This window comes from Mesorhizobium sp. P3_A8, from assembly GCF_056402995.1.
Map to the genome: position 1 here is coordinate 318,412 of NZ_JBFUGI010000002.1, position 24,953 is coordinate 343,364.

At 62.8% G+C, this 24,953-nt stretch carries 24 protein-coding genes; 11 read left to right on the forward strand and 13 right to left on the reverse strand.

What is annotated here, in order from left to right:
* Window positions 1-29: 29 nt before the first annotated feature.
* A complete protein-coding gene (locus AC1DX4_RS05700) occupies window positions 30-1,133 on the forward strand; it encodes a polyamine ABC transporter substrate-binding protein (RefSeq protein WP_477219395.1) in 1,104 nt (367 codons plus the stop codon).
* Window positions 1,134-1,149: 16 nt separating this feature from the next.
* Here AC1DX4_RS05700 and AC1DX4_RS05705 read toward each other — a convergent pair whose 3' ends face one another.
* On the reverse strand, window positions 1,150-1,857 hold the full coding sequence (locus tag AC1DX4_RS05705; protein ID WP_477219396.1) for a helix-turn-helix transcriptional regulator: 708 nt from the start codon (window positions 1,855-1,857) through the stop codon (window positions 1,150-1,152).
* Window positions 1,858-2,142: 285 nt separating this feature from the next.
* On the opposite strand from AC1DX4_RS05705, the gene AC1DX4_RS05710 reads away from it, so the two are divergent.
* Window positions 2,143-3,030, forward strand: coding sequence for a DMT family transporter (locus tag AC1DX4_RS05710; protein ID WP_477219397.1), 888 nt, complete (start codon window positions 2,143-2,145; stop codon window positions 3,028-3,030).
* Between the two features lie 54 nt (window positions 3,031-3,084).
* Window positions 3,085-3,993 (forward strand): DMT family transporter, encoded by a 909-nt coding sequence (locus AC1DX4_RS05715; protein ID WP_477219398.1) that lies wholly within the window; start codon window positions 3,085-3,087, stop codon window positions 3,991-3,993.
* Window positions 3,994-4,159: 166 nt separating this feature from the next.
* Here AC1DX4_RS05715 and AC1DX4_RS05720 read toward each other — a convergent pair whose 3' ends face one another.
* The gene (locus AC1DX4_RS05720) at window positions 4,160-5,023 is read right to left on the reverse strand and encodes a LysR substrate-binding domain-containing protein (protein WP_477219399.1); all 864 of its coding nucleotides are present in this window, start codon (window positions 5,021-5,023) and stop codon (window positions 4,160-4,162) included.
* A gap of 114 nt (window positions 5,024-5,137) precedes the next feature.
* Here AC1DX4_RS05720 and AC1DX4_RS05725 point away from each other — a divergent pair, with 114 nt between their 5' ends.
* Complete coding sequence (locus AC1DX4_RS05725) at window positions 5,138-5,545, forward strand: tautomerase family protein (protein WP_477219400.1); 408 nt, start codon at window positions 5,138-5,140, stop codon at window positions 5,543-5,545.
* A 26-nt stretch (window positions 5,546-5,571) separates the two neighbouring features.
* Here the strand turns inward: AC1DX4_RS05725 and AC1DX4_RS05730 are convergent, their stop codons facing one another.
* Together AC1DX4_RS05730 and parS are read right to left on the reverse strand one after the other, a co-directional pair.
* Window positions 5,572-6,078, reverse strand: coding sequence for an RES family NAD+ phosphorylase (locus AC1DX4_RS05730; protein WP_477219401.1), 507 nt, complete (start codon window positions 6,076-6,078; stop codon window positions 5,572-5,574).
* Window positions 6,075-6,563, reverse strand: coding sequence for a type II RES/Xre toxin-antitoxin system antitoxin (gene parS, locus AC1DX4_RS05735; RefSeq protein ID WP_051643591.1), 489 nt, complete (start codon window positions 6,561-6,563; stop codon window positions 6,075-6,077). The genes AC1DX4_RS05730 and parS overlap by 4 nt, the downstream gene beginning before the upstream one ends.
* A gap of 211 nt (window positions 6,564-6,774) precedes the next feature.
* Between parS and AC1DX4_RS05740 the strand changes: the two genes are divergently transcribed.
* Window positions 6,775-8,997 carry an AMP-binding protein gene (locus AC1DX4_RS05740; protein WP_477219402.1) on the forward strand — a complete coding sequence of 741 codons (2,223 nt, stop codon included), beginning with the start codon at window positions 6,775-6,777 and terminating at the stop codon, window positions 8,995-8,997.
* Between the two features lie 90 nt (window positions 8,998-9,087).
* On the opposite strand, the gene AC1DX4_RS05745 is transcribed toward AC1DX4_RS05740, so the two are convergent.
* Both AC1DX4_RS05745 and AC1DX4_RS05750 read right to left on the reverse strand, forming a co-directional pair.
* The gene (locus tag AC1DX4_RS05745; protein ID WP_172230557.1) at window positions 9,088-9,906 is read right to left on the reverse strand and encodes a CDP-alcohol phosphatidyltransferase family protein; all 819 of its coding nucleotides are present in this window, start codon (window positions 9,904-9,906) and stop codon (window positions 9,088-9,090) included.
* Between the two features lie 3 nt (window positions 9,907-9,909).
* The gene (locus tag AC1DX4_RS05750; protein WP_477219403.1) at window positions 9,910-10,911 is read right to left on the reverse strand and encodes a phosphatidylserine decarboxylase; all 1,002 of its coding nucleotides are present in this window, start codon (window positions 10,909-10,911) and stop codon (window positions 9,910-9,912) included.
* Here AC1DX4_RS05750 and AC1DX4_RS05755 point away from each other — a divergent pair.
* Window positions 10,812-11,543 (forward strand): lysozyme inhibitor LprI family protein, encoded by a 732-nt coding sequence (locus AC1DX4_RS05755; RefSeq protein ID WP_477219404.1) that lies wholly within the window; start codon window positions 10,812-10,814, stop codon window positions 11,541-11,543. The genes AC1DX4_RS05750 and AC1DX4_RS05755 overlap by 100 nt on opposite strands.
* Window positions 11,544-11,658: 115 nt before the next feature.
* Here AC1DX4_RS05755 and AC1DX4_RS05760 read toward each other — a convergent pair whose 3' ends face one another.
* The 4 genes from AC1DX4_RS05760 to AC1DX4_RS05775 all read right to left on the reverse strand — a co-directional run bounded on the left by AC1DX4_RS05760 (window position 11,659) and on the right by AC1DX4_RS05775 (window position 16,099).
* On the reverse strand, window positions 11,659-12,006 hold the full coding sequence (locus AC1DX4_RS05760; RefSeq protein WP_477219405.1) for an antibiotic biosynthesis monooxygenase family protein: 348 nt from the start codon (window positions 12,004-12,006) through the stop codon (window positions 11,659-11,661).
* An 88-nt stretch (window positions 12,007-12,094) separates the two neighbouring features.
* A complete protein-coding gene (locus AC1DX4_RS05765) occupies window positions 12,095-13,978 on the reverse strand; it encodes an ABCB family ABC transporter ATP-binding protein/permease (protein WP_477219406.1) in 1,884 nt (627 codons plus the stop codon).
* 25 nt (window positions 13,979-14,003) lie between these two features.
* Window positions 14,004-14,351 (reverse strand): ArsR/SmtB family transcription factor, encoded by a 348-nt coding sequence (locus AC1DX4_RS05770; RefSeq protein WP_477219407.1) that lies wholly within the window; start codon window positions 14,349-14,351, stop codon window positions 14,004-14,006.
* An 80-nt stretch (window positions 14,352-14,431) separates the two neighbouring features.
* Entirely contained in the window at window positions 14,432-16,099 is a 1,668-nt protein-coding gene (locus tag AC1DX4_RS05775; protein ID WP_477219408.1) for a LysM peptidoglycan-binding domain-containing protein, read from the reverse strand.
* Between the two features lie 143 nt (window positions 16,100-16,242).
* On the opposite strand from AC1DX4_RS05775, the gene AC1DX4_RS05780 reads away from it, so the two are divergent.
* The gene (locus AC1DX4_RS05780; RefSeq protein ID WP_477219409.1) at window positions 16,243-16,851 is read left to right on the forward strand and encodes an LOG family protein; all 609 of its coding nucleotides are present in this window, start codon (window positions 16,243-16,245) and stop codon (window positions 16,849-16,851) included.
* A 37-nt stretch (window positions 16,852-16,888) separates the two neighbouring features.
* Here AC1DX4_RS05780 and AC1DX4_RS05785 read toward each other — a convergent pair whose 3' ends face one another.
* Window positions 16,889-17,773 (reverse strand): LysR substrate-binding domain-containing protein, encoded by an 885-nt coding sequence (locus AC1DX4_RS05785; RefSeq protein WP_477219410.1) that lies wholly within the window; start codon window positions 17,771-17,773, stop codon window positions 16,889-16,891.
* A gap of 111 nt (window positions 17,774-17,884) precedes the next feature.
* Here AC1DX4_RS05785 and AC1DX4_RS05790 point away from each other — a divergent pair, with 111 nt between their 5' ends.
* The 4 genes from AC1DX4_RS05790 to AC1DX4_RS05805 all read left to right on the forward strand — a co-directional run bounded on the left by AC1DX4_RS05790 (window position 17,885) and on the right by AC1DX4_RS05805 (window position 23,363).
* Window positions 17,885-18,175, forward strand: coding sequence for a muconolactone Delta-isomerase family protein (locus tag AC1DX4_RS05790; protein ID WP_477219411.1), 291 nt, complete (start codon window positions 17,885-17,887; stop codon window positions 18,173-18,175).
* A 146-nt stretch (window positions 18,176-18,321) separates the two neighbouring features.
* The gene (locus AC1DX4_RS05795; protein WP_477219412.1) at window positions 18,322-19,398 is read left to right on the forward strand and encodes a glycosyltransferase; all 1,077 of its coding nucleotides are present in this window, start codon (window positions 18,322-18,324) and stop codon (window positions 19,396-19,398) included.
* Between the two features lie 94 nt (window positions 19,399-19,492).
* The gene (locus AC1DX4_RS05800) at window positions 19,493-22,210 is read left to right on the forward strand and encodes a class I SAM-dependent methyltransferase (protein ID WP_477219413.1); all 2,718 of its coding nucleotides are present in this window, start codon (window positions 19,493-19,495) and stop codon (window positions 22,208-22,210) included.
* A 154-nt stretch (window positions 22,211-22,364) separates the two neighbouring features.
* Entirely contained in the window at window positions 22,365-23,363 is a 999-nt protein-coding gene (locus tag AC1DX4_RS05805; protein ID WP_477219414.1) for a transporter, read from the forward strand.
* Here the strand turns inward: AC1DX4_RS05805 and rarD are convergent.
* Window positions 23,338-24,273 (reverse strand): EamA family transporter RarD, encoded by a 936-nt coding sequence (rarD, locus tag AC1DX4_RS05810; RefSeq protein WP_477219415.1) that lies wholly within the window; start codon window positions 24,271-24,273, stop codon window positions 23,338-23,340. The two genes, AC1DX4_RS05805 and rarD, sit on opposite strands and share 26 nt — an antisense overlap.
* Window positions 24,274-24,409: 136 nt before the next feature.
* A complete protein-coding gene (locus AC1DX4_RS05815) occupies window positions 24,410-24,949 on the reverse strand; it encodes a hypothetical protein (protein ID WP_477219416.1) in 540 nt (179 codons plus the stop codon).
* Window positions 24,950-24,953: the final 4 nt, after the last annotated feature.

A 24,953-nucleotide genomic window follows, 5' to 3' on the forward strand; every position in this document is an offset into this window, starting at 1 on the left:
CCGGCCAAAACGAAAAACGGAGAACACTCATGCGCGCTCTCATCTTCTCAACCCTGCTTGCCGGGCTCGCTTGCGGCATCTGCGCAAGCGCTGCTTTGGCGGAAGAGGAAAAAGTCGTCAATGTCTACAATTGGTCCGACTACATCGCGCCGGATACGGTCGAAAAATTCGAGAAGGAGACGGGCATCAAGGTTCGCTACGATGTCTATGACGGCAATGAGGTTCTTGAAACCAAGCTGCTCACCGGCGGTTCGGGATATGACGTGGTCTATCCCTCTGCCTACCCGTTCCTGAAGAACCAGGTGAAGGCGGGGGCTTTCCTGGAACTCGACAAATCGAAGCTTGCAAACCACTCGAAAATCGATCCGCAAGCCCTCGCCCTGATCGCGGGCGCCGATCCGCAGAACCTGCACGCCGTGCCCTACATGGCCGTCACCGACGGCATTGGCTACAATGTCGCCGCGGTCAAGCAGCGCCTGCCGGAGGCGCCGACGGATTCCTTCGCCATGGTCTTCGACGTCGACGTGGTCAAGAAGCTCTCCGATTGCGGTGTGGCCATGATCGATGCCCCCGCTGAGGTCATCCCGATGGCGATGAACTACCTTCACATCAACCCGAGGTCGACCAACCCCGACGACCTTGCGAAGGTCGAGGAACTGATGGGCAAGGTGCGGCCTTACATCCGCTATTTCCACTCGTCAAAATACATCAACGACCTGGCAAACGGCGACATCTGTGTGGTGCTGGGCTGGTCAGGCGACATACTTCAGGCAAGGACCCGCGCCGCCGAATCCACCAAGAAGCTGGAAATCGCCTATTCCATTCCCAAGGAAGGTACACTCATCAACTTCGATACGATGGCAGTGCCGAAAGACGCGCCACATCCCGAAAACGCACAGGCCTGGATCAACTTCAACTTGCGCCCCGACATCGCCGCCGCCAACTCCAGCTACGTCTCCTACGCCAATGCGATACCGGACTCCTTGCCGCTGATGGACAAGGCAATAGCCAGCGATCCCGGCGTCTATCCGTCCGATGACGTGAAGGCCAAGCTGTTCGTGGTGGACAACAACGACGCAAAGCTGCTGCGGTCGCAAAATCGCATGTGGACGCGCATCGTGACGGGGCAATAGGGCAGGCACGAAAACGTCAGCCCTGTGCGACCCCGCGGATCGCCGCCAGTAGTTCGACCTGCGAGTGCACGCCGAGCTTGCGATAGATCTGCTTGATGTGGTTGCGGACGGTGCCGGGCGAAATGGCGAGGCTTCGCGAAATGGTCTTGGCATTGCCGCCGTCGATCAGGTGTCGCGCGATCTCACTCTCACGGCTGCTCAGCCGCGATCGCGCATCGCCAATTGCCATGCCCTTGTCCCGGGAGCGGCACAGATGAAGCAATCTTTGCAGAATGAACCTTGTCGCGCTGCTTGCCGCGCAAGCCATCGCCAGATCCTGCTCGCCAAAGGCTGGCGCCCCGTTTCGCCGCAAAAAGGTGACATAGCCGGCGGTCAGCCTGTCGAAATTGAAGACGCCTGTTATCTCGTCGAAACTGTCGGAGGGGCCGTAGAATTCGCGATAGTAGGGCGTGAGCTGGAAATCACCATCGCGCAGAGCCGATAGCGGCAAGACGAAATCGTGCCGGGTGCTGGCGAACCTCTGGAAGAAGGGATCCTGCCGGTAGATGCGGGCATCATAGTCGCGGTTCCAGCGATCGGGGCCGGCATCGTCAATGGTCAGGGAAGTGATGTCGCGACGGTAGAAGCCGACATAGACACGGTCGGAGCCAAGCAGACTCTGCGCCGCCGCCGTGAAACGCGCCGACAGTTCTTCGGGCGTTGCCGCCATTGCCGCAGCGGCCACGCCGCCGCTCCAGCGTCCAAACTGATCGAGGGAAAAATTCGACTGCATTCCGGCCCACAGTAACGCAAGCCGTTGCAAGTTCAACCTGGCGGGAATCGCGCCGCCAGCCTCAAAAGGCGCCCTGAACCGGGAGTGACCATCCCTGCCCCAACGCAAGCTCAGGGCTGGCGTAGCGCTGGACCAACTTTCGACCGTATAGCTTAGCTTGGTAAGCGCCTGATCTTTCAAGCCCTTGCGCCGCGTCACAGCGTCTCTGACGCTTTCTGCAACATTGGTCCGCGCCTTATGGCCGACATCGCCATTCACGAAACACGCGAAAGGGTTCTCGCTGGAATCCTTTTGACCGGTGCTGCCTATCTGCTGTTTTCGACGCAGGACGCTTCGATCAAGCTGCTGGTTACCGGGATGACGGTCTGGCAGATCATGTTCTTCCGCAGCATCACCATTCTGAGCGCCTGCGCGGCGATCGGCGGGCGAAAACTGTTTGCCGACACGGTGCGCTCGCCGATCGTGCGGCCCATGCTGGTGCGCAGCGCGTTCACGCTTGCCGCCTGGCTCTGCTATTACAACGCAGCCCGCAGCCTGCAGCTCGCCGAACTGACCACCGTCTATTACGCGGCCCCGATCATCGTCACCGTGCTTTCGGTGTTCCTGCTCGACGAAAAGGTGCCGATGCTGCGCTGGCTGGCGGTGCTGATCGGCTTTGTCGGCGTCTTCGTCGCCTGTGATCCGACCCATCTCGGCCTCTCCGTTCCGGTGCTGCTGGTGCTGGCTGCCGCGCTTTTGTGGGCCATCGCCATCGTGCTCCTGCGCAAGACAGCACTTGCCGAGCGCTCGATCATCCAGCTTCTCCTCAACAATTTCTATTTCCTGGTGTTTTCGGCGGTGCCGGCGCTGTTGTGGTGGCACACGCCCGATCTGACCCAGTTGCTGCTTCTTGCCAGCGTCGGCGCGCTCGGCGGTCTGGCGCAATATCTTCTCTTCGAAGGCATGAAGCGGACGCCGGCATCGATCCTCGCCCCTCTCGAATACAGCTCGCTGTTGTGGGCGTTCGCGCTCGGCTTTGCGATCTGGGGCGACGTACCGCGCCGCGAAGTGTTTCTCGGTGCTGCCCTGATCATCGCCGCCGGCCTGCTGATCGTCGGCGGCGAGCATTTCCGCAAGCGACTGTGATGTGCATGACTGCTGACGCTACGATGTCAGGAGGGAGCGGCGTAGGCTGGCAACATGACTGATGTGACAGCCACCGCCGACACCGTTGCCGAGCGCACGCTGGGCATCATTCTCGTGTCATGCTCGGCGGCCGTGTTTGCCTTGACCGGTGTGCTGACAAAATCGATCCATGCCGATCCGCTGACCATCATCTGCTGGCGCGGTTTTGTCGGTTCGATCCTGATCAGCCTCTACGTGTTGTGGCGGCGACGCGGCTCCGGCGGGCGCGGGAGCCTGCGACTGGGCTGGCGCGGCTGGCTGCTGGCGGTGGAAGGGGCGCTGGCCAGCATCGCCTTCATCTCGGCGTTCAAATTCACTTTCGTTGCCAATGTCACCGTCATCTATGCAACCGCACCATTCCTCACCGCGCTGCTGGCCTGGATGCTGACGCGTGAACCCTTCCGTGTGCAGACGATGATCGCCGCAGCCGTGTCGCTCTGCGGTGTGGCGATCATGGTCTGGTCCAGCTTTGGCAGCGGCAATCTGTTCGGCGACGGACTGGCGCTGCTGATGACCATCGGCAGCGCTCTCTACATGATCATGGTGCGGGCCTTTCGCGACACACCCGTGGTCTGGGCCGGCGCGGTATCAGCCTTCCTGTTGTTCGTGCTCGGCTGGTTCGTTACCGATCCGCTGGCGGTTTCGCCAAGGGATGCCGCTCTGCTCGTCACCTTTGGCGCGTCCTTCGCGCTGTCGTCGATCCTGTGGACCGAAGGCGCACGGCTCATACCGGCCGCCGAATCCGGGCTACTCGGCTCGGCCGAAGTGCCGTTCGCGATCCTGTTTGCCTTCCTGTTTCTGGGCGAGATCGCGCCAGAAGCAAGCCTCGTCGGCGGCGCCATCGTGCTCTGCGCGGTGTTCGCCCATGCCGGCCGCGACTGGCTGGTGGCCCGCTCGCAGCAGGTGGCGTCAAATATTTCTTAAAAAAGTGACACAGTCACGGAACCATCATCGGGGTCAGGCATTATTGGTGCGACGGGCCACCCCCCAAGTCCCCCCAAACCCCTCGGCCCGTCCTACTCCCAAGCCGACCGCAAGGTCGGCTTTTTCTTTGCTCTGAACTGGGCGAGGAGACCGAGGCCCCGTGGCTTCAACCCAAATGCCCAGACGAAGCCAGGTTACCGCTGAGCAGCGCCGCCAGATCGCCCGCGGAAGCGTCGGCACCGGCGCGCAGCCGGATCGCGAACTCAGCCGGGGGAACCGGTGGCAGGCCAAGCTCGCGCGGCGCCTCGACAATGCCGGAATGGGCAAAGCGCGGGGTTCGCAAGGTCAGCGCAACGCCGGCATTCACAGCAGTGCGTAGGCCAGCCAGGCTGGCGCTGCCGGCGGCGATGCGGTAGCGGCGGCCGGCGGCATCGAGCGCGGCGAGTGCGGCCTCGCGGAACCCGCAATAGGGATCGAGCAGCGCCAGCGGCACCTCTTCCTGCCGCGAGGCCAGTCCCTTGTGTGAACACAGCCATATCATCGGCTCGCGCAGCACGCCGACCTCGTCCGGCGCCGCGGTCTGGCGCATGACGATCGCTAGGTCGAGGCTGCCGGCCTGCAGCGCCTGCGCTAGTTCGGCCGAGCGACCGACCCGCAATTCGATCCTGACGCGCGGATGGCTGGTGGCGAAGGCACGCAGCAGGTCCGGCAGGCCGCTGTCGGCGAAATCCTGTGTCGTGCCGATGGCGACACGCCCGGCAGCCCTCGCCCCCTTCAGCGCCAGCCATGCCTCGCGATGCACGGCAAGAATACGCCTGGCATGGCCGACAAGGTCCTCGCCGGCCGGCGTCAGCCCACGGCCCCTGCCCTGCGGCGCCAGCAGCGGCTCACCGACGATCTCCTCCAGCCGCTGCATCTGGGCGGTCACCGCCGAAGGCGAACGGCCGACGCTGGAAGCCGCCTGCGCCAGCGAACCGCTGTCGACGAAAGCGAGGAAGGTTTTGAGCAGATCCGGATCGAGTGTTTCCATAGTTCGATAATATCGAATCTTCAGTTTAAAACAATTCGATTTTTTTGATTAAAGGATGGTGACATGGTCTCTCCAACGGCGATCAGACGCCGTTAGAAACCAAGGAGACGAAAAATGCCCATCATCAACATCAGCGTCACCGGCAAGCCGGACGTCGCTTTGTCCGCCAGGATCGCCAGGGAAATCACTGAGATCACCGCCACGCAGTTGCGTAAGGATCCGACGATCACCGCCGTTGCCGTCACCTATATCGATCCTCAGCACTGGTTCGCCGGCGGCAAGTCGCTGGCCGAGCATGGCGCCAACACGTTCTGGCTGGATATCAAGGTGGTCGACGGCACCAACACCAAGCTTGAGCTGGAGGCCTATCTAAAGGCTCTCTTCGATGCCTTTGGTCGCCTTCTGGGCGGCGTGCACGAGGAAAGCTATGCCTTCGTGCATGAGGTGCCGGCGGCCGCCTATGGCTATGGCGGCAAGACGCAGGAGTTTCGTTTCATCAGCGGGCGGCTGAAGGCAGCATGAGGGCTACGCCCACTCCGACCGAACGGCTACCTGGCAGGAGGGTGAAGCCTTGTATCAAGCGCGAAATCCTCCTGGAGGTGTAGGCTGTAAAGGCCGGCCGCCTGGCTAGGGTCGAACACCAGGTTCCAGCTGTGCTGGGATACCGTGCTGGGAATTAGGAACAAGGGATGCTTTGCCAGCAGACTGTCACCAAATTGCTGCTGCCCTGCGCTGGGAATGCCGGGGCGCAGCCAGTTTGCGTTTGGAATATCGTCAATTTCCACCACATGAATCTTCGACGGATCGGTGATGGCAAATGCCGTCAGCACATGAGGAACAGTATCCAGCGTGCGAAACCCCTTGTGGACAGCCACCTCAAGGATGGCGGTCGAAGGGTCGATGGACGCATACACAGCCCTGACACCTTTGCTGTTCCATCTTCCACCGAGTTTGAAGGCTCCCTCACCGCTGTCCCAAGTTGCCTTGAAGCGTTTGTGGTCAAGTCTCCAGCCGAGGACATCTCCTGTTCCCAGGGAACCTGGCAGGGGTGTCATGCATAGACACCGTAGTCGAGCCGCTCAAGAAATTCCTGTACAAGTATAGTACCCGCCGCTGTGGCCAGCAGATCGATTGGTCGCCGGTTGTCCAACCCCATCGCGGGCTGGATCATCCATTTCTCAGCCTCTTCCTGGTTTCCAAGAACGGACGTGGCCTTCGTGAGAACCCTGGCGAAATTCCAGGTTCTAGAGCCTTGCTCCCGACTAAGGGTCCTGGAGTGATCCGACTTATGCCGCTGAAATGTCCGCTCGCTCATGCCAAATGCCGTCTCGAAAGCATCGGCAAGATCAATGACGGTCAGGTGTCCCACAAGGCTTTCCAAGGCTTGGCTTGGAATTCCGTGCAGGATCATTTCATGTGCCTCGAGCGGACTGGATACGGAAAATCCAAGAACTTTCGGCCCGCCAAATAGGTCGACCAGTCGTTCGAATTCCGGCTCCATGCGTGGTGCCTCGGCAAACGCCATTGGGAAATTAGCCATGCTCGTCTCTCCGTCACGTGTCACTTTATTTACGACATGTGTCGCCACCTTTCAAGTGATGATGCGCGATCTCTTGGCCCATCATGTCCCAGCGTAAAATCGAAGCTCCGCATCGGTCACCCCCACATTGACCTTCCTCCGACTTCCGCTACCCTCTGCCTCCGAAGCGGTCGCAGAGCCGCAATGACAAAAACGTTGGGAGAGACGCGGCATGATCCTGACACTGGCGCTGCTTGCGGGTCTTGTTGTGGCCTGGCTGCTGATCGGCGTGGTGGAGAAATTCCGCCTCGGCCTGCGTTTCACGCAGGCGCTGCTCTACGTGCCGTTCAAGCTCGCCTACCGGATCAGCGACAATCGCATCGGCATCGCCCGCAAGACCCAAGCCCCGGTCATCTACGTGATCTCGCACCAATCGCGCTTCGAACCGGCGCTGATGCTGTCGCTGCTGCCCGACGACACGCTTCACATCCTCGACGAGGTCTCGGCGCGCTCGCCCTGGCTCGAACCCTGGCGCGAGCTTGGCCGCAGCATTGCCTTCAATGCCGAACATCTTTTCGTCAGCCGCCGGCTGGTGCGCGTGCTGAAGGGCAAGGGGCGGCTCGCCGTCTACCTGCCGGATGCTGTCGAGCCCGACATCAAGACGTTCCGGCTGTTTCGCGCCGTCACCCGCATCGCCATGCAGGCCGACGCCCGCATCGTGCCGATCTTCGTCGCCGGCGCGCGCAGCCTGCCTGTGTCGCTGACGCCGGCGGACAAGGCGCCACGGCACTGGTTTCCGCAGCTGTCGATCAGCGTGCTGGAGCCGATGACCATCGCCGAACTGGTGGCGCGCAACCCGGACCAGGCGTCGAACACCAATGCGCTGTTCGACCGCGTCGCCGAAGCGCGGCTTTTCGGCACCAACCTTGACCGCGGCCTGTTCCTGGCCATGCGCGATGCGGCAGCCAGGGTCGGCGCCTCGCATCCGATCATCGAGGATGTCATTTCAGGCGCGCTGAGCTACCGCAAGATGTTCATCGGCGCCCGCGTGCTGGGCAAGCGTTTCGAGGCGGTGACCGCGCCGGGCGAAGCGGTCGGGATAATGCTGCCCAACGCCAATGGCGTCGTGCTGTCGTTGGTTGGTCTTCTGTCGGCAGGCCGGGTGGCAGCGATGATCAACTACACCGCCGGTCCGGCGAGCGTTACGGCCGCCGTGCGCACCGCCGTCATCCGCACCGTCATCTCGTCACGCGCCTTCGTCGAGAAGGCCGATCTCGCTGATATCGTCGCGGCGGTCGAAAAGGGTGGCGCCAGGCTGCTGTGGCTGGAAGATATTCGCACCGGCGTCACCACCCTGGACAAGCTTGCCGCCGCCTTGCTGTGGCGCTGGCCGCTGCAGCGGCAGGATGCGGCCAAGCCTGGTGTGATCCTGTTCACCTCGGGTTCGGAAGGCACGCCGAAAGCGGTTGTCCTGTCGCAAAAGAACCTGCTCGCCAATGCCATGCAGGCCGAGGCGCGCGTCACCATCTCGCCGGCCGATATCCTGCTCAACGTGCTGCCGGTGTTCCACTCCTTCGGCCTCACAGGCGGCACCATCCTGCCGCTGGTCACTGGGGTAAAACTGTTCCTCTACCCCTCGCCGCTCCACTACAAGATCATCCCCGAGATCGCGCGCAAGGTGAAGCCGACCATCATGTTCGGCACCGACACCTTCCTCGCCAACTATGCGCGCACCGCCAAGGACGGCGATTTCTCCAGCCTGCGCTTCGTCGTTGCCGGCGCTGAGGCGGTGAAGCCTGAAACGCGGCGCACCTATCGCGAGCGCTTCCAGGCCGAGATCGTCGAGGGTTTTGGGCTGACCGAGGCCGCACCCGTGGTTGCCGTCAACACCGCCATCCATGGGCGCGATGGCACGGTCGGGCGACTGTTGCCGGCGATGCGCATGAAGCTGGAACCGGTCGAGGGCATCTCGGACGCCGGCCAATTGTGGCTCGACGGACCGAATTTGATGATGGGCTACATGACCGCGGACCGCCCCGGTGAGCTGCAGCCGCTGACCGGCTGGCACGACACCGGCGACATCGTCGCCGTCGACCGCGAAGGCTTCATCAGCATTCGCGGCCGCGCCAAGCGCTTTGCCAAGATCGCCGGCGAGATGGTGTCGCTGGGTGCGGTCGAGATGCTGGTGCAGTCGCTGTGGCCGGAAGAACGCCATGCGGCGGTGGCGGTGCCGGACAAAAGGCGCGGCGAGCGCATCGTTCTGGTCACCACCGCCGACGATGCCAATCCCGAAGAGCTGCGTCAGTTCGGCAAGAAGGCCGGAGCCGCCGAACTGATGGTGCCCAACGACATCGTGAAGGTAGAGGAAATCCCGGTGCTGGGTTCCGGCAAGACCGACTATGTCTCGACCAGGAAGCTGGCGATCGACAGGCTGGGGCTGGGTGTCGCGGCCTGAGTCGGATCAAGGACTTCGGCGGACTTCCTTGCCTTTGTCTTTATGCATGTCGTCTTCCCAAAACCGAGGTCACTTTTGGGCGGCATGCATTTAACCTATATCCGAAGGCGGCACCTTCTCGCCCTCGAGTTTGGCGCGTTTGGAGTAGGCGCGCACCGAGAACGGCAGGAAGATCAGATAGCCCGCGACCGAGGCCGTCAGCGTGTACCATGGATAGGTCATCAGCAAGAGAACGTAGAGCACGACGGCCAGGATGACCGGCAGCACTCTGTCGCCCGGGATCTTGATGCTCTTGCCGGAATAGACCGGCAGCCGGCTGACCAGAAGGAAGGCGACCAGGATGGTGAAGCCGGTGGCAACAAAGGCGGCCGGGCGGCTGGGCTCCACCCCAAGACGCAGGAAATAGAGATAGAGCGGCAGCATCACCAGCACCGCGCCCGCCGGCGCCGGCACACCGACGAAATATTCGGACTGCCACAGCGGGCGTTCGGCCTTCTCGTCGTCGAGCACGTTGAAGCGGGCAAGCCTCAGCCCGCAGGCGATGGCGAACAGGAGGGCCGCGATCCAGCCCGGCGAGCCGGCGCGATCGAGCAGGAAGGCATAAAGCACCAAAGCCGGGGCGACGCCGAAATTGACGATGTCGGCGAGCGAATCCATCTGGGCGCCGAACTTGGAGGTCGCCTTCAGCATCCGCGCCAGGCGGCCGTCAATGCCGTCGAGGAAGGCCGCCAGCAGCACCATAACCACCGCCGGCTCGAACCGACCTTCGAAGCCGAAACGGATGCCGGACAGGCCGGCGCAGATGGCAAGCACGGTGACCAGATTGGGCAGCACCATGCGCATCGGGATCTCGCGGATGCGCGGACCGCCGCTGGCATGGGCCTCGAACTTTTTGTATTGCGTGCCCACCGCTCAGGAAATCCGTACGAGGGGGGTGCCGGCGACGCCGCCGAATTCGGCCAGCACGGTTTCACCGCCGACCGCTGTCTGGCCAACGGCGACACGCGGCGTGGCGGTCAAAGGCAGGAAGACGTCGACGCGCGAGCCGAAACGGATCAGGCCGAAACGCTCGCCGGTGCCGATCGAAGCGCCGGCTTCGGCCCAGCAGACGATGCGGCGCGCCACCAGGCCGGCGATCTGGACGGCGGCGACCGTGCCGTTGGGGCTCTCGATGACCAGGCCATTGCGCTCGTTCTCGGTGCTGGCCTTGTCGAGTTCGGCATTGAGGAATTTTCCCGGCCGATGTTCGATCTTGGCGATACGGCCGCGCACCGGGGCGCGGTTCACATGGCAGGAAAAGACATTCATGAACACCGAGATGCGGGTCATCTCGACATTGCCGAGGCCAAGCTCGCGCGGCGGCACGGCCGGACCGACCGCCGAGATGATGCCATCGGCGGGGCTCACCACCAGGCTGTCGTCGACTGGCGTGACGCGCTCGGGATCGCGGAAGAAATAGACGCACCAGGCGGTCAAGATCAGGCCGATCCAGAACAGGATCGAGGAGAAATAGCCGAGGAAAAGCGTTGCCGCGCCAAAGGCCGCAATGAAGGGGTAGCCTTCGCGATGGATCGGTACGAACGCGTTCTTGACCGTATCGACAAGGCTCATCGGGCTGAGGCGGCTCCGTTTCAGGTGGGGCCTCAATAGCCGAAAGCCCCCTTCGCCGCAACGCAACAATCGGCGCGCGGGCGAACCGGCAAGGGTCGGCCGTGTCCGGATAGAAGGACGCTCCGCCTTTCCTGAAGTCGCGACCGGCTTGCGTGCCCATGCCATTGCCGTCAGAATTCCGGCCTGGGCGGGAAACAGACCTGATGAAAAGCCGGAAATCCGCGGGCCGCGTTCTCTATCCGGCGCTTGTGTTGGCCATGGTACCGGCACTGTCCGGCTATGCTTTGGCGCAGAGCAAGCCATCCTTCGACTGCGCCAAGGCGGCCAGCGTGGCGGAAAAGGCCATTTGCGCCGATCCTGCCCTGGCGCAAGCCGACGCCGACGTGGCGAAGAACTACGCGGCATTGCTGAAGACGCTCGACGCCCGAGCCGGCAAGGCCTTGCGTGATGACCAGAGCGATTTCATCGCATATCGAGACCAGATCGCCGGCTTCAACGAGAACACGCCCAAGGATCAGCAGACTTTCGATCTCGGCGAATTCCTGCGCGACCGCGCGACCTTCCTCGCCGGCATCCACAAGCCGGCTGACGCCGGTTTCATCGGCACATGGAGCAGCGTCCGCGGCGGGGTCGAAATCAAGGCGGCGGGCGCGGGCAAACTCGAGATTTCGGAAGATGTGGTCGCCAACCCTGTCTCAGGAAGTGGTGCGTGCGACATCGGTGGCGCGGTCAAGGCCGGCAAGAGTTTGCGGCTGGTCGACACCGATGACAACGACAAGCCGACTGGCTTTGTCTTCGCCTTCCGCCGCAATGGCGACGCGCTCGTCGTCGAACAGAGCGGCACCGGCAAGGACGGCACTTCGGAGCCGCCATCGTGCGGTTACAATGGCCATGTCGACGGGACGTTCTTCCTGAGCGAAGAACAGAAAAACTAGCCGGCACCTGGCGTCAGCTGGTCGGGCTAAAGCTCGTCGCATCGACGCGCTTTAGCCTCCATTGTTTATGCATGTCGTCGTCCCAAAACCGCTACACAATTTTGGGCGACATGCATTAGAGCCCGGGAACCCGCTGATAGTTGGCGATGTCGGCGCGGACACCAAGTCGGGCGAGCGTTTCCTGCGGGTTGAAGGCAACGCGCTCCTGCGCCGCCTTGACGATCGGCACGACCTTGTCGACGGCCGCCTGGCTTTCCCATTCAACGATCGTCACCAGGTTGAATTCGCCCGGCCCCGAAAATTGCTCGAGCAGGAAATCCTGCACGAAACCCTGCTGTTGGCGCAGCAATTCGTGCGTCGTCCTGACCTTGACGAGGATCTCCTCGCGGGCGGCGGCCGGGACGACGAACTTGTCCACCCTGAACACGCTGCCGCCGTTAACACTCTGATTTATGTCGTTCATTTCAATTGTTCCGTTCCTGGATGATGGTGTTCTCGGGCTCCAGGAGCGGGCGTACAATCTCAACCTAAGTTGAGGTCAAGCACAAAAATCAATTTACCTCTGACGTCCGCCGGCGAACGATGACGCCGAGTTCGTCGCCTTCGCGCGCAAGGCGCAGGCGTTCCTCGGCCTCGGTCGCTTCGCGCTGGCGGTCCCACATCGAAGCGTAGAGGCCGTGCTTTCGCATCAGCTCGACATGGGTGCCGCGCTCGGCGATCTGGCCGTCCTTGAGCACGATGATCTCGTCGGCGGAAATCACCGTCGACAGGCGGTGGGCAATGACGATGGTCGTGCGCCCCTTGCTGACGAGGTCGAGCGCGGCCTGGATTTCCTGCTCGGTGTGGCTGTCCAGCGCGGAGGTCGCTTCGTCGAGCATCAGGATCGGCGGCGCTTTCAGGATGGTGCGGGCAATCGCCACGCGCTGCTTCTCGCCACCCGAAAGTTTTAGGCCACGCTCGCCGACCATCGACTTGTAGCCGTCGGGCAGTTTTTCGATGAACGGCCCGATCTGGGCGAGTTCGGCGGCCTTGCGCACCTCTTCTTCGCTGGCACCGACGCGGCCGTAGCGGATGTTGTAGGCGATGCTGTCGTTGAACAGCACGGTGTCCTGCGGCACCATGCCGAGCACCGCGCGCAGGCTGCCCTGGGTGACATCCCTGACGTCCTGGCCGTCGATCAGCACCTGGCCGGCCTGCACGTCGTAGAAGCGGAACAGCAGCCGCGAGATGGTCGACTTGCCGGCGCCGGACGGCCCGACAATGGCGACCGTCTTGCCCGCCGGCACCTCGAAGGAGACGCCCTTCAGGATCTTGCGATTCGGATCATAGGAGAAATGCACGTCGCGGAATTCGACCTTGCCGGATCCGACGATCAAGGATTTCGCGTCGGGCTTGTCGACGATCTCCTGCGGCACATCTAGCAGGTCGAACATGTGCTCGATGTCAGTCAACCCTTGCCGGATTTCGCGGTAGATGAAGCCGATGAAGTTGAGCGGCACGGAAAGCTGCACCAGCATGGCGTTGATGAAGACGAAATCGCCGACCGTCTGCGTATGCGCCTGCACCTCCAGCGCCGACATGCACATGACGACGACAGTGCCGAGCCCGAAGATGATGCCTTGGCCGAAGTTCAGCCAGCCGAGCGAGGTCCAGGTCTTGGTGGCGGCGATCTCGTAGCGCGCCATCGAGCGGTCGAAGCGCTCGGCTTCCATGGCCTCGTTGGTGAAATACTTGACGGTCTCGAAATTGAGCAGCGAGTCGATCGCCTTGGTGTTGGCGTCGGTGTCGCTGTCGTTCATGTCGCGGCGGATCGAGATGCGCCAGTCGCTCGCCTTGACCGTGAACCAGACATAGAGGCAGACGGTGGCCGCCACCACGGCCACATATTTCCAACCATAGGTGAACCCGAATATGCCGGCGGTCAGCGCGAATTCGAGAATGGTTGGCGCCGTGTTGAGCATGATGAAGCGCACGATCGTCTCGATGCCCTTGGTGCCGCGCTCGATGATGCGCGACAGACCGCCGGTGCGGCGCTCCAGGTGGAAGCGCAGCGACAGCTGGTGCATGTGGACGAATGTGCGGAAGGCAAGCTGGCGCACCGCATGCTGGCCGACGCGGGCAAACAGCGCATCGCGCAACTGGTTGAAGCCGAGCTGGACGAGCCTCAGCACGTTGTAGGCGATAACCAACATCACCGGAGCGAGCATGAAAGAAGGCAGCGGCGGTGGCACCTTGGAGCCGCCCGCCAGCGCATCGGTTGCCCATTTGAAGAAATAGGGGCCGGCGACCAGCGTCAGCTTGGCAACGACCAGCAGCAGTGTCGCCCAGGTCACGCGCGCCCTGAGGTCGGCACGGTCGGCCGGCCACATATAGGGCCACAAATTGCGCAATGTGGTTAGGGTTGAGGTGTCGGCGGAGACGGTTTTTTCGGCCACTTTTCTTGCCTTTTGGGTGAGAGGGTCAGCGGCCGGAGCAGCAGGAGTTGACGAGCGCGTTCAGCGATGCCGACAGGTTGGCGAGCGCGGCATGATCGACCGCATAGCGAGAACGCTGGCGGTCGGGCTCGAAGCAGACCAGACCGGCTTCGACCAGTATTTTCAGATGCTGAGAAACCGTCGACTGCGCCAGATCGAAACGGTCGACGACCTCGCGGCAGCAGCACGAATTGCTGGCCGAGAGGTGCTTCAGAATCTCAATCCGTGCCGGATGCGACAACGCCGCGAAACGCGCTGCGACAGCGCGGCTGTCGGAGATGCAGTTGGGTAGAGCGCTGGTAGCGCGGTCTGGTTCAAGGGCGGATTCTGTCATCGTTCATCGGCGATAGACGATGAACGATGACAGGGCAAGCTAGGCCGATGGGTAGATCGGCTGAACTGCCGATCTCTTCCCTACTCCGTCTTGGTCGGTGCCGTCGTCGCCTGCTCGCCCATCGCCTTGAGGTCGGCGGATTCGCCTTCCTTGGACTTTTCCGGGACCTTGAACACCTGTCCTGGCCAGATGCGATTGGGATCCCTGATCTGGTCCTGGTTGGCGAGGTAGATGGTGGAATAGCGCACGCCATGGCCGTAGACGCGCCGTGAAATCCGCCACAGCGTGTCGTTGCGGCGGATGATGACGGCGCCATCGGCATGTTCGAGCTTGGGCGACACGACTTCGGGCACGTCGCTCGGCGGCGTAGCCGCGGCGACAACGGCCGGAGCCTCGGCGGCGGGCGCAGCCGGGGTTGCCGGTGCCGTCGCCGCCGGAGCGGCGGCTACGGCCGGTGCCTCGGCGGCAGGTGCCGCAGGCGCTGCTGGAGCCGGAGCGGCCGGGGCAGCCGCAACAACGGCGGGCGCCGCAGGAGTCGGGGCGGCTGGGGCTTCGGCGACTGCAGGTGCGGCCGGCTTGGTCTCGGCAGGCTTGGCATCCGCCGGCTTGGTCTCGGCGGGCGCCACCGCGGCCACCGCTTCGCCCGGCTCACGCTCGAACGGCACAGCGGCACGGGCCACCACCTTCACGCCGTCGGCATCGAGGCCGTCGACATGAATGGTATAGCTGCCAACCGGAATGTCGCGCGTCGCCTCGACGAGGAAATGACCGTCCGGCGATGTCTGCGCGTCACCGAGCAGGATGTCGTTGGCATAGGCGCGCACCTTGCGGCCCGGATCGGCAAGGCCGGCGACAAAGATCTTGTTGCCGTCGATCTCGACCGCCTCGACGACGATCTTGGGCTCGGCCACGGCTGCGGCGGGCGGTGTTGCCGGCGCGGCGGGAGCCGGTGCAGCCTCGACGACGGCTGGCACAGGTGCCGGTGCGGCTGGCGCCGGAGCGGCGGTCGCGGGTGCTACGGCGGCCGGAGCCGGCGCCGGTGCAGCCGGAGCGGCAGCCTGGTCACCGGTGGCAGGCGCCGCCGGTTTGGTCTCGGGCGCCGGAACGGTCAGCAGTTCGGCCGGCTTGCCCGGCTCCTCGACCATGGCCAGCACCTGGCCGGTAGCATCCTTGGGAACCGAAACGACAGCGGTCTGCGCCGAGGCCGTCACGACCGTGCCGACCGTCGCACGCAGGGCAATCGTATAGTCACCCGGCTTCAGCGGATCGTCGAGCACGATGACGAAGGCACCATCGGGACCGGCCACGGTCGAACCGAGCACGGTCGTGCCGTTGAGGATCTCGACCTTTGAATTGGGCGCCGCATTGCCGGCAACGACGATCGAACCATTGCTCTCGACGCGCACGACATCAAAAGTCGGCGCGATCGGCCCGGCCGCTGCTGGTGCCGCCGGAGCCGCGGCATCGGTTGCGGGCGCTGCCGGGGGCGTGGCTTCCGTCGCAGGCGCGGCCGGAGCGGTCGCCTGGGGCGCTGCGGCGGGAGCGGCCGGCACTGCCGGCGCCGGCAGTCGCCCTTCGGTGCCGGGATCAGCCGGTTTCGGCGCCTCGGGCGGCGTCAAGGCCGCCACCTGCGCCGGCGGCGTTGGATGAAGATACGGGTCGAGTGCGCCCGATACATAGGCGGTTCCCGCGGCCGCGACGGTCCCACCCGCCGCGAACAGGAACGCCTTCAATGGATTAATTGCCATATTTCCCTACCCCTTAGCCACCTAATGCCGGTCTAGCGTGTTTTCCCAATGCCGACAAGAAAGACGGGCCAACAAGAAAAAGCCCTGACTTGTCAAGCCTTGGGGCTTGACCACGCTTTCAGACCCAATCACCAATCATCCGTATGAACACGATTCGATCCGTCTGCGTCTATTGCGGCTCGTCTCCGGGCCGCGATGAAATCTATATGAAGGCCGGACACCTGCTTGGCCGTTCAATTGCCAAGGCAGGCCTGCGGCTGGTCTATGGCGGCGGCACCAAAGGCATTATGGGCGCCGTCGCCGAAGGCGCGCTCAAGGCCGGCGGCAAGGTCACGGGCATCATTCCCCGCTTCCTGATCAACAAGGAAGCAACCGAAACCGCGCTCGACCGGCTCGATGAACTCCTCATCACCGACAATATGCACGAGCGCAAACACAAGATGTTCGAGAAATCCGACGCCTTTGTGGCGCTGCCGGGCGGCATCGGTACAGTCGAAGAGATCGTCGAGGTCATGACCTGGGGGCAACTCGGCCATCACCGCAAGCCGATCGTCTTCGGCAATATCAACGGATTCTGGGACCCGATGCTGTCGTTGCTTGACCACATGGCGGAGGGCTTCATCCACACCGCAAAGCGCGTTCAGCCGCTGGTGATCAACGATCCGGAAGCCATCGTCGCCGCCATCATGGTAGCAGGCTCGTCCGTCGATGCGCCGACCGAGGGCATGCAGTCGGTGATCGACAAGATGTAAGGGAGTAGGGCAGTAAGGCAGTAGGGGCTGTCTTGCCCTACTGCCCTACTGCCCTCCGCAAATCCCCAATCACCGCCCGCCGATCCTGCCGCCGCCAGGCCAGGTGAATCGAAACCGTGCGGTCGAACCATGGCAGGTCGCGGAACACGATCCGCGGCGGTGCGGCGGCACGCAGGCTGGATTGCACCGTCGCCAGGCCCAGGCCGGCACTGACCAGGCCGAGCGAGGTCAGCGGATCTGCTGTTTCATAGGCGATGTCGGGCAGAAAGCCGGCCTTGGCGCAAGCTGCGAGGAATTGGCCGCGATTGGTGTCGTCGGGCTGGCGCACGACGGTGATCCAGGTGCGGCCATCGAGATGATGCGGCCTGATGTCCGACAACTGGACAAGCGGGTCCTCTTCGGGGATCGCCAGCACCAACGGCTCGCGCCGCACCAGCATGCTGTCAATGTCCGGATCGTCGACTGGGGCCGGAGCGTAGACGAAGCCGAGGTCGAGCACGCGTTGCCGCAGATCTTCGAACTGCGCCGCCGTGCGCCGGTTCCTGAGCTGAAGATGGAAATCGGGCCGTTCGCGGCGAAATTGCCTGAGCATGTCGGCGACCAGTCCGGCATGCACCGCACCCTCGACATAGCCGATGGCGAGACGGCCGACCGCGCCGCTGGCGAGGTTGCGGCCGAACTCCTCGACGCGTAATGCATTGGCGAGCAGCGCACGGGCTTCAGCGAGGAAGGCGCGACCCTCGGCATTGAGATGAACCCGCTGCTTTGCCCGTTCGAACAAAGCGACGCCCAGCTGCTGCTCAAGGTGCATGATCTGCCGGCTGAGCGGCGATTGCGAAATATGCAGCAGGTCGGCCGCACGACCGACATTGCCGGTTTCGGCGACAGTGACGAAGTAGCGGAGCTGGCGCAGGTCGAACATTTTTATCCGAAGGTTTACGTCCTTGTAGGTCTTAACTTTAGCCTAATCAGTCTTGGACAGTCTGACCAGTCAAAAGCGATACTCGGCCATCCCAACCCAAAGGAGACCGACATGCAGTTCTTTGCCCTTCTCACCCGCAACACCGCAAAGTTCGGAGACGCCGACTTTGCACCGCTTCTGCCCGGCGAGGCCGAACAGCGGCGCACGCTCTACGCCGAGGGCGCGGTGCGCCAGGTCTGGAACCGCGGCGACATTCCCGGCAGCGGCATGATGTTCGAGGCATCAGACGACGCCGAAGTGCGGGGCCATCTCGCCACTCTGCCACTGATCAAGGCCGGCATGATGGACATCGCCGCGATCGTGCCGCTCAACCCCTACCCCGGGTTTGGACCGAAGCGCTGAACCGCATCAGACGGCGCGGTCGGCGGCGCTCACCGCCGGCCGCTTGTCGAGCGGCAAGGTAGAAGCCCCACGGACGCTCCGGCGATTTCCATTTGCGGCGAATCTCCTGGTTGGTTATCCGGGAGATGCGCAACGGGGATTGAACGGTGGTGGACAGGACAGACGGCGATGCGGATCGCGTTCCACGCGCTTCCGTCGTCATGACCGTCTATACGGACCAGCGCTTTCTCGATGCCGCGGTCAACAGCATCCTGACCCAGGAGTTCGACGATCTCGAACTCATCATTATCGACGACGGCACGGGCCAGGACGCAGTCTTCCAGGAGCTGGCGCGTCGCGATCCGCGCATCCGGCTGATCACCAACCCGACCAATCTCGGCACCGCCGCCGCCGCCAATCGCGGCATCGAGGCCGCCCGAGGCGAGATTATCCTGCGCCTCGACGCGGACGATATCGCCGAGCCTGCGCATGTCGGACGACTGGTCGCGGCACTGGACGAGGATCGCGAACTCGGCCTCGTCGGACATGCGGTAACGCTGATCGACGAAGCCGACCGCGTCGTCGGTGCACAGCGTATGCCCGAGACGGATCTGGAGATCCGCTGGACGATCCTGTTCCACAATCCCTTCTACCACTCGACGATCGCCTACCGCCGCGGCTGCTTCGAGGCCGCCGGTCGCTACCGGATCGATGAATTGGTCTCGCAGGACCACTATCTGTGGTTCGACATGCTGCCCTTGTGCCGGGCGCGAAATCTTGCCGAACCGCTGACGCGCTACCGGCTGAACGCACTCGGGCTGACCGCGACAAACGCAACGAATGCCCGCAATCGCACGCATCCGATCCGCCAGGCATCATGGGCGCGCCTCGGCCTGACCTATGACCTTTATGACGATGCCTTCGCCCAGGACCTCACCGGTTTCATCCGCGGGCAGGTGATTGCAGTCGACCGACGCGCCGCCGCCTACGGCAAGTTGCTTGGCGTACTCAAGGCCTTCCTCGCAGCGTCACGGCCCTTCCAGCGCACGGAGGATGCGGTTGCGGCAAAGCAGCTGGTGCATGGCATCGTCGCGCGCATGCTCGCCAGCCCTCCGCCGGGCCTCACAGAGATGCTGCGCGTCTGCTATCTGTGCTGGCCGCTCGACCGGCGCACCGTAACCGGTGCGGTGGCAAAGCGGCTGGCGATTGGGCTCAAGGCGAGGGTGCCGAAAACAGGCAGCTGACTGAAGCGCCTGACTGAATCGAGGCCGAACCAATTGACGAGGAACAGGATTCTGGAAACCGCAGGTGCCGCCTCTGCCGTAAAGAGTGAGAATTATGAACCCTGATTATTCTGCGTGGTTTGCAGGCAAGAGCCTTTCGACCGACTGGACCTCGCGCTTCTTTCCCCTCTGGGCGACACTGCTCCAGTCGCGCCGCGATGAAGCCCTCGATGTTCTGGAGATCGGCTCCTGGGAGGGCCGGTCGGCGATCTTCTTTCTCAACTATTTTGGCAAATGCCGGCTGACATGCATCGATACATTCGGCGGCAGTCCCGAACATGCCCTGCGCCACAAATGGAGCGACCAGCTTGCGCAAGTCGAGCAACGCTTCGACAGCAATCTGGCCGCGTTCGGCGAACGGGTCGAGAAGATCAAAAGTCCCTCGTCCCAGGCATTGGCCCGCCTTATCACCGACGAGCGGCGTTTCGACCTCGTCTATGTCGACGGCAGCCATCACAGCGCCGATGTCCAGTCCGATGCCGTGTTCTCCTGGTCGATGGTGCGGGACGGCGGGATTGTCATTTTCGACGATTATGAATGGACTTTCTTTGCCAATGAGGTCGAGCGTCCAAAACTCGGGATCGACAGTTTCCTGTCGGTGCAATCAGGCCAATACCGCGAGCTCTACCGAGGAGAGCAAGTCATCGTCCAGAAGATCGGCGTCGCCAGGAACGAGCGCCCGGCAATTTCTTCTCGGCCGCCTCCTCCCCCTCGGGAAGAACCCGTCGACAAACCCAAAGCCGATGGATCCGAAAACGACGTCGAGTTTGTGCTGATCGCCGAGGCGGGCATTCTCGAAGCACAGGCCCTGCTGCTGTGCGAAAGCATAAGGTGTTTCGCCGGCTCCTATTCGCGGTCCCCGATAACTGCGGTCTCGCCGAGGAGCAGCCGTCGCCCGTCCGCTTCGACGATAGGCCGGTTCGCGCAACTGGGCGTGGAGTACCTGCCGATCGAGATCGACAGCCGCTGTCCGCAATATGGCCCCTCATATCGGGTCCATTCGCTTGCTCATGTCGAAACACGGGCCGGGCCGCCGGTCATCATCATGCTTGATAGCGACACGATATTCATCGCCGAGCCCGACTTTTCGTTGGGCACATGCTCCGCCGCTGCCCGCCCGGTGGACAGCAAGGGGATGTGCACGACCGGCCCTGGTGACCCATTCGACGCTTATTGGAGGCAGCTATGCGTGCTTGCCGGTGTCGACTACGAGCACCTGCCGATCGTGCGCACGGGTGTCGACGGCATGGCTGTGCGCGCCAGCTACAATGGCGGGCTCATCGCCGCAAAAAGGGCGAGCGGCCTGTTTCAGCGCACCGAAGATATTTTCAGGAAGCTGGTGGCCGCCAATATGAAACCGTGGGCCGGCGCAGAGCCAACCTACGGCACCGGGACCGGCATTCTGCAGGGCGAGGCCACGGCCTTCTGGGGCACAAGCCAGGCTGCTTTCTCACTGGCGGCCACCGCCGGCAACCATTCCGTGCGGCTTTTGCCGGCCACGCATAATTTTCCGCTTCACAACTTCAACCGGGCCACGGCGCCCGACCCGGCGCGGCTGGTCCATATCCACTATCATGGACTGTTCAACGAGGGCTCTGCTGCCGCGAACCCGATGCTGGACGGAACGTTGGCGCTGCCTGCGGGAATAGCCGAATGGCTCGAGGCCCGGCTGCCATTGCGGGAAGAGCCGCCACCAGCCGCGCTGATGCCGAGCCGCGCGCGCCTTTCCCGGAGAAAGGCGATCCTCGTGCTTGGGATGCACCGCAGCGGGACCTCGATGCTTGCCGGCACCATCGCCGCATTGGGATCGGCCCGCCCCAAAAAACCGTTGCGCGCCGACGGCAACAATCCAAGGGGATACTGGGAAAGCACCCCGCTCAATTTCGCCAACGACGAACTGCTCGCATCGGCAGCCTCCTCGTGGCATGACTGGCGGCCGCTCAATCCGCAATGGCTGCAGTCGCCCGCGGCGGAGCGTCACCGCCACAAGATCAAGGCGATCCTGGCAAGCGAATACGGCGATGAACCGCTGTTTTTCGTCAAGGATCCCCGGATCTGCCGGTTCGTTCCGTTCATGTCGTCGATCCTTGCCGAGATGGAGGTCGAGCCGGTGGCTCTGCTTCCGCTCCGCAACCCCCTGGAGGTCGCTTACTCGCTGGAGCGGCGGGATGGATTGCCGCTGGCAAAATCCCTTTTGCTCTGGCTGAGGCACGTGCTCGATGCGGAATTTCATTCACGGCATATGCCACGTCATTTCATGCGCCACGAACAGTTGCTGATCGACTGGCGACATCATACGAACCGCGCGGCGGAGAAGACCGGCATCGTCTGGCCGATTCGCTCCGATCAGGCGGAGGCCGAAATCGGACGCTTCCTGACAGCGGACCTGCACCGTGAACGGGCAACAGTCGGGGACTTGCAGAGCCATCCGGATGTGACACCGCTGATACGCACCGCCTACGACATTCTATGTGCCATGGCGGACGACGGCGACAGCCAGAAACTGCGCGACGAACTGGACCTTATGCGAGCGAGATTCGATGACGCCTGCACTGTCGTGGGCGCCGCGGCAGCGGCCGAGTCAGACCATTTGCGCGGCGAGCGCGATGCAATCAACCGCGCCTATCATGAGCTCGGCCTCGAACGAAACGCATTGGTGCACGATCGAGACAATCTCGTTGCCGAACGCGCCGCACTGCTCGCGTCGCCCAGATGGCGACGATTGACAGCCCCGTTGCGGTGGATGCGAAGTCCGTCCAAGCGTCGAAAATGACGGCAATTGACGGATCGAGGCCTCTTCCCTGCTCGACACACTGTGACCCGCTGTCAAGAAACCGTCACACGAAACCGGGTTCGCGCGTGCTAGAAATTGCGGAGGTGCCGCTGCGCGGCGCCACCTGTCGAAACCTGCATCTGGCACTGCGCCCATGGATATCGCCCTCGCCCCGGAAGGCACCGACCTGTCGCCTTACCTGCCTGACGAGCACGGGCTGTTCTTCATCTATCATTTCACCGCTGAGGGCGTGCGCACCAAGGACCCCGCGCAAGCGCGATGGACCTGGCGCAGCTACCAGATCACCGATCTGCACGCCCGCCAGGAAATCGCCGCCGAGAAGGCTCTGCCGGCCCCGGCGCGCGATGCTTTCCTCGCGCCCAGCCATGGCTGCCACATCGACTACGAGGATGACTGGCTGTTTGGCGACCTGCCGGACCTCAGACACGATTTTTCAGAGGCGCGCGGGCTCGTCCATTTCCGCTTCGCCTTCAACGACACGATGCTGATCGGCGCCCGCAAGCAGCCTCTGGAATCGGTCGATGCGGTCCGCAAGGCGGTGGAGAATGGATCGCGGAAATTCCGCTCACCAGCGGACCTGATCGAGGCGGTCATGGGTCAGTCGCTCGACGGCATGTCGGGCGAGCTCGGCAAACTCGGCGACACGCTCGACGGCATCGAGGACCGCGTCGTGCGCGATGCATGGCACAATGAACGCCAGTCGCTGGTCGAGGCGCGCCGGCAGTTGGTGGTGATCCACCGGCAGATGGCGACGCTCACCAACCTGTTTCGCCATCTCGATCATTCGCATCGCGACGAGCTGCCCGACCTGATCAACGACATGGCGGCTCGGCTCTCGCATCGGGCGCTCACCCTCTACAATGACGGCGAGCAGTTGCAGGCGCGCACGAGGTTGTTGCAGGACGAATTGATGGCCAAGCTGACCATGCAGTCGAACCAGCTCCTCTATGTTCTCTCCGTCATGACGGCGGTGCTGCTGCCGATGACCATCATCTCGGGACTGTTCGGCATGAATGTCGGCGGGCTGCCGCTGGTCGATACGCCAGCGGGCTTCTGGGTGGTGACGGCTGTGTCGGTGGTCATCGCTTTGGCCACCTACCTGTTCGTCAGGCGGCTCGGCCGCGGGTTGTAGCGGCGGCCCGGCGGGCCGTAACCAGCATCGACCAGGAATAGATCGCCAAGGCTGCCCAGATCAGGGCAAAGGCGATGGCCTGTGCCGTGCCGAACGGTTCATCGAAAATCAGAACGGCAATCAGGAACACCATGGTCGGCGCGATATATTGCATGATGCCGATGGTGGAGAGCCGCAGCAGCTTGGCGCCGAAGGCGAACAACAGCAATGGTATCGACGTGACCGGACCGCAGCCGATCAGCAGGGCAGTGTCGGTGCCGTTGCTGGACACGATGTGGTCCTGTCCTGTCGTGATCAGGTAGACGATGTAGCCGAGCGCCGGCACGGACAGCAAAAGCACTTCGAGCAGAAAACCCTGGCTCGGGCCAATCGGCAGCGTCTTGCGGAAGAAGCCGTAGGCGGCGAAAGAGAAAGCCAGCGCCAGCGATACCCAAGGCAGCTTGCCGCCCTCGATCGTCAGCAGCGTGACGGCGACCGCCGCCAGCGCGACAGCAGCGATCTGCAACCGATCGAGCCTTTCGCCCAGCAGCACGGCTCCGACCACGACCACGACCAGCGGGTTGATGTAATAGCCGAGCGCGGTCTCGACGGTGCGGTCGACGGAGATCGCCCAGACATAGATGCCCCAGTTGACCGAGATCAGCGCTGCCGTCAGCGCCGCCATGGCAATGGTGCGGGGTGAGCGAATCGCCGCCTTGAAATCCGCCGTGCGGCCGGCCCAGACCAGAACCGCGGCGGCGATCGGCACCGACCAGACGATGCGGTGGGCGATCACCTCGGCAAGCGGCAGATGCGCCACCGCCTTCATGTAGAAAGGCAGCAATCCCCACAAGAGATAGGCGCCCAGCGCCAGCAAGAAGCCTCGACGGGCTTTTGAATCTGCATCCAGGGCAATTGCTTCAGCGACCATGGGCCAACGCTATGGCCCAGTAATCTTGGCAAGACCATCGCAAAGTTCTGATGGATCAATGGACTTTTGGTGATGGTTCAAGCGGTCGCCTTCGAAGAACTGCGTCCCCGAGAGCTATGCCAATAAACTTGTCAGCTCATTTCTGGACCGGCTTCTCGACAAGCTCAAAGAAAAGCCGGCCGGGCGCGCCCTCATCATGCCTGAAGCCCGTCAACTCCTTTGCAAGATCGACAGGAATGTCGAAAACGACGTCGACTCCTGAGCGTTCGGCATCTTCTTCATCCTGTTTTGCAAAGGCCTCCTGCCTTACGCCTTCAAAGGATGTCGGAAGGTCGCCTGTGGCATGAAGGTCTCTGACGTTTTTGTCGCCGGTATGCCATACTTTCCAGATGTTCTTTCCGCTGCTCCAGAATTCGGCGCGAGCAAACATGGTATGTTCTTCTATGTGCACGACGACCATTTCCCTGCCCTGCGAGAACGCCGACAGATAGCTGTCGGGAGGATTGGGAAAGCTGCAGTAGCCCAGGATGATAATCGCCCAATTCTTTTCGCTGCGATAAGCGTTGACCGTGGCATCGAAATCTTCCGACGAACCACCGACTTTTCTGCCGAACAAGGCTGCGGCTTCCTTGATCCCGTAACCGCGGAAGCCAAACCAGCTTATCGAGAAGCCCACGCGC

Excerpts from the sequence above, each read along its gene's own strand:
- AC1DX4_RS05700 (WP_477219395.1), top strand. The coding sequence starts at position 30 with ATGCGCGCTCTCATCTTCTCAACCCTGCTTGCCGGGCTCGCTTGCGGC.
- AC1DX4_RS05710 (WP_477219397.1), top strand. The coding sequence starts at position 2,143 with ATGGCCGACATCGCCATTCACGAAACACGCGAAAGGGTTCTCGCTGGA.
- AC1DX4_RS05715 (WP_477219398.1), top strand. The coding sequence starts at position 3,085 with ATGACTGATGTGACAGCCACCGCCGACACCGTTGCCGAGCGCACGCTG.
- AC1DX4_RS05720 (WP_477219399.1), bottom strand. The coding sequence starts at position 5,023 with ATGGAAACACTCGATCCGGATCTGCTCAAAACCTTCCTCGCTTTCGTC.
- AC1DX4_RS05725 (WP_477219400.1), top strand. The coding sequence starts at position 5,138 with ATGCCCATCATCAACATCAGCGTCACCGGCAAGCCGGACGTCGCTTTG.
- AC1DX4_RS05730 (WP_477219401.1), bottom strand. The coding sequence starts at position 6,078 with ATGACACCCCTGCCAGGTTCCCTGGGAACAGGAGATGTCCTCGGCTGG.
- parS (WP_051643591.1), bottom strand. The coding sequence starts at position 6,563 with ATGGCTAATTTCCCAATGGCGTTTGCCGAGGCACCACGCATGGAGCCG.
- AC1DX4_RS05740 (WP_477219402.1), top strand. The coding sequence starts at position 6,775 with ATGATCCTGACACTGGCGCTGCTTGCGGGTCTTGTTGTGGCCTGGCTG.
- AC1DX4_RS05755 (WP_477219404.1), top strand. The coding sequence starts at position 10,812 with ATGAAAAGCCGGAAATCCGCGGGCCGCGTTCTCTATCCGGCGCTTGTG.
- AC1DX4_RS05750 (WP_477219403.1), bottom strand. The coding sequence starts at position 10,911 with ATGGCTTGCTCTGCGCCAAAGCATAGCCGGACAGTGCCGGTACCATGG.
- AC1DX4_RS05760 (WP_477219405.1), bottom strand. The coding sequence starts at position 12,006 with ATGAACGACATAAATCAGAGTGTTAACGGCGGCAGCGTGTTCAGGGTG.
- AC1DX4_RS05770 (WP_477219407.1), bottom strand. The coding sequence starts at position 14,351 with ATGACAGAATCCGCCCTTGAACCAGACCGCGCTACCAGCGCTCTACCC.
- AC1DX4_RS05775 (WP_477219408.1), bottom strand. The coding sequence starts at position 16,099 with ATGGCAATTAATCCATTGAAGGCGTTCCTGTTCGCGGCGGGTGGGACC.
- AC1DX4_RS05780 (WP_477219409.1), top strand. The coding sequence starts at position 16,243 with ATGAACACGATTCGATCCGTCTGCGTCTATTGCGGCTCGTCTCCGGGC.
- AC1DX4_RS05785 (WP_477219410.1), bottom strand. The coding sequence starts at position 17,773 with ATGTTCGACCTGCGCCAGCTCCGCTACTTCGTCACTGTCGCCGAAACC.
- AC1DX4_RS05790 (WP_477219411.1), top strand. The coding sequence starts at position 17,885 with ATGCAGTTCTTTGCCCTTCTCACCCGCAACACCGCAAAGTTCGGAGAC.
- AC1DX4_RS05800 (WP_477219413.1), top strand. The coding sequence starts at position 19,493 with ATGAACCCTGATTATTCTGCGTGGTTTGCAGGCAAGAGCCTTTCGACC.
- AC1DX4_RS05805 (WP_477219414.1), top strand. The coding sequence starts at position 22,365 with ATGGATATCGCCCTCGCCCCGGAAGGCACCGACCTGTCGCCTTACCTG.
- rarD (WP_477219415.1), bottom strand. The coding sequence starts at position 24,273 with ATGGTCGCTGAAGCAATTGCCCTGGATGCAGATTCAAAAGCCCGTCGA.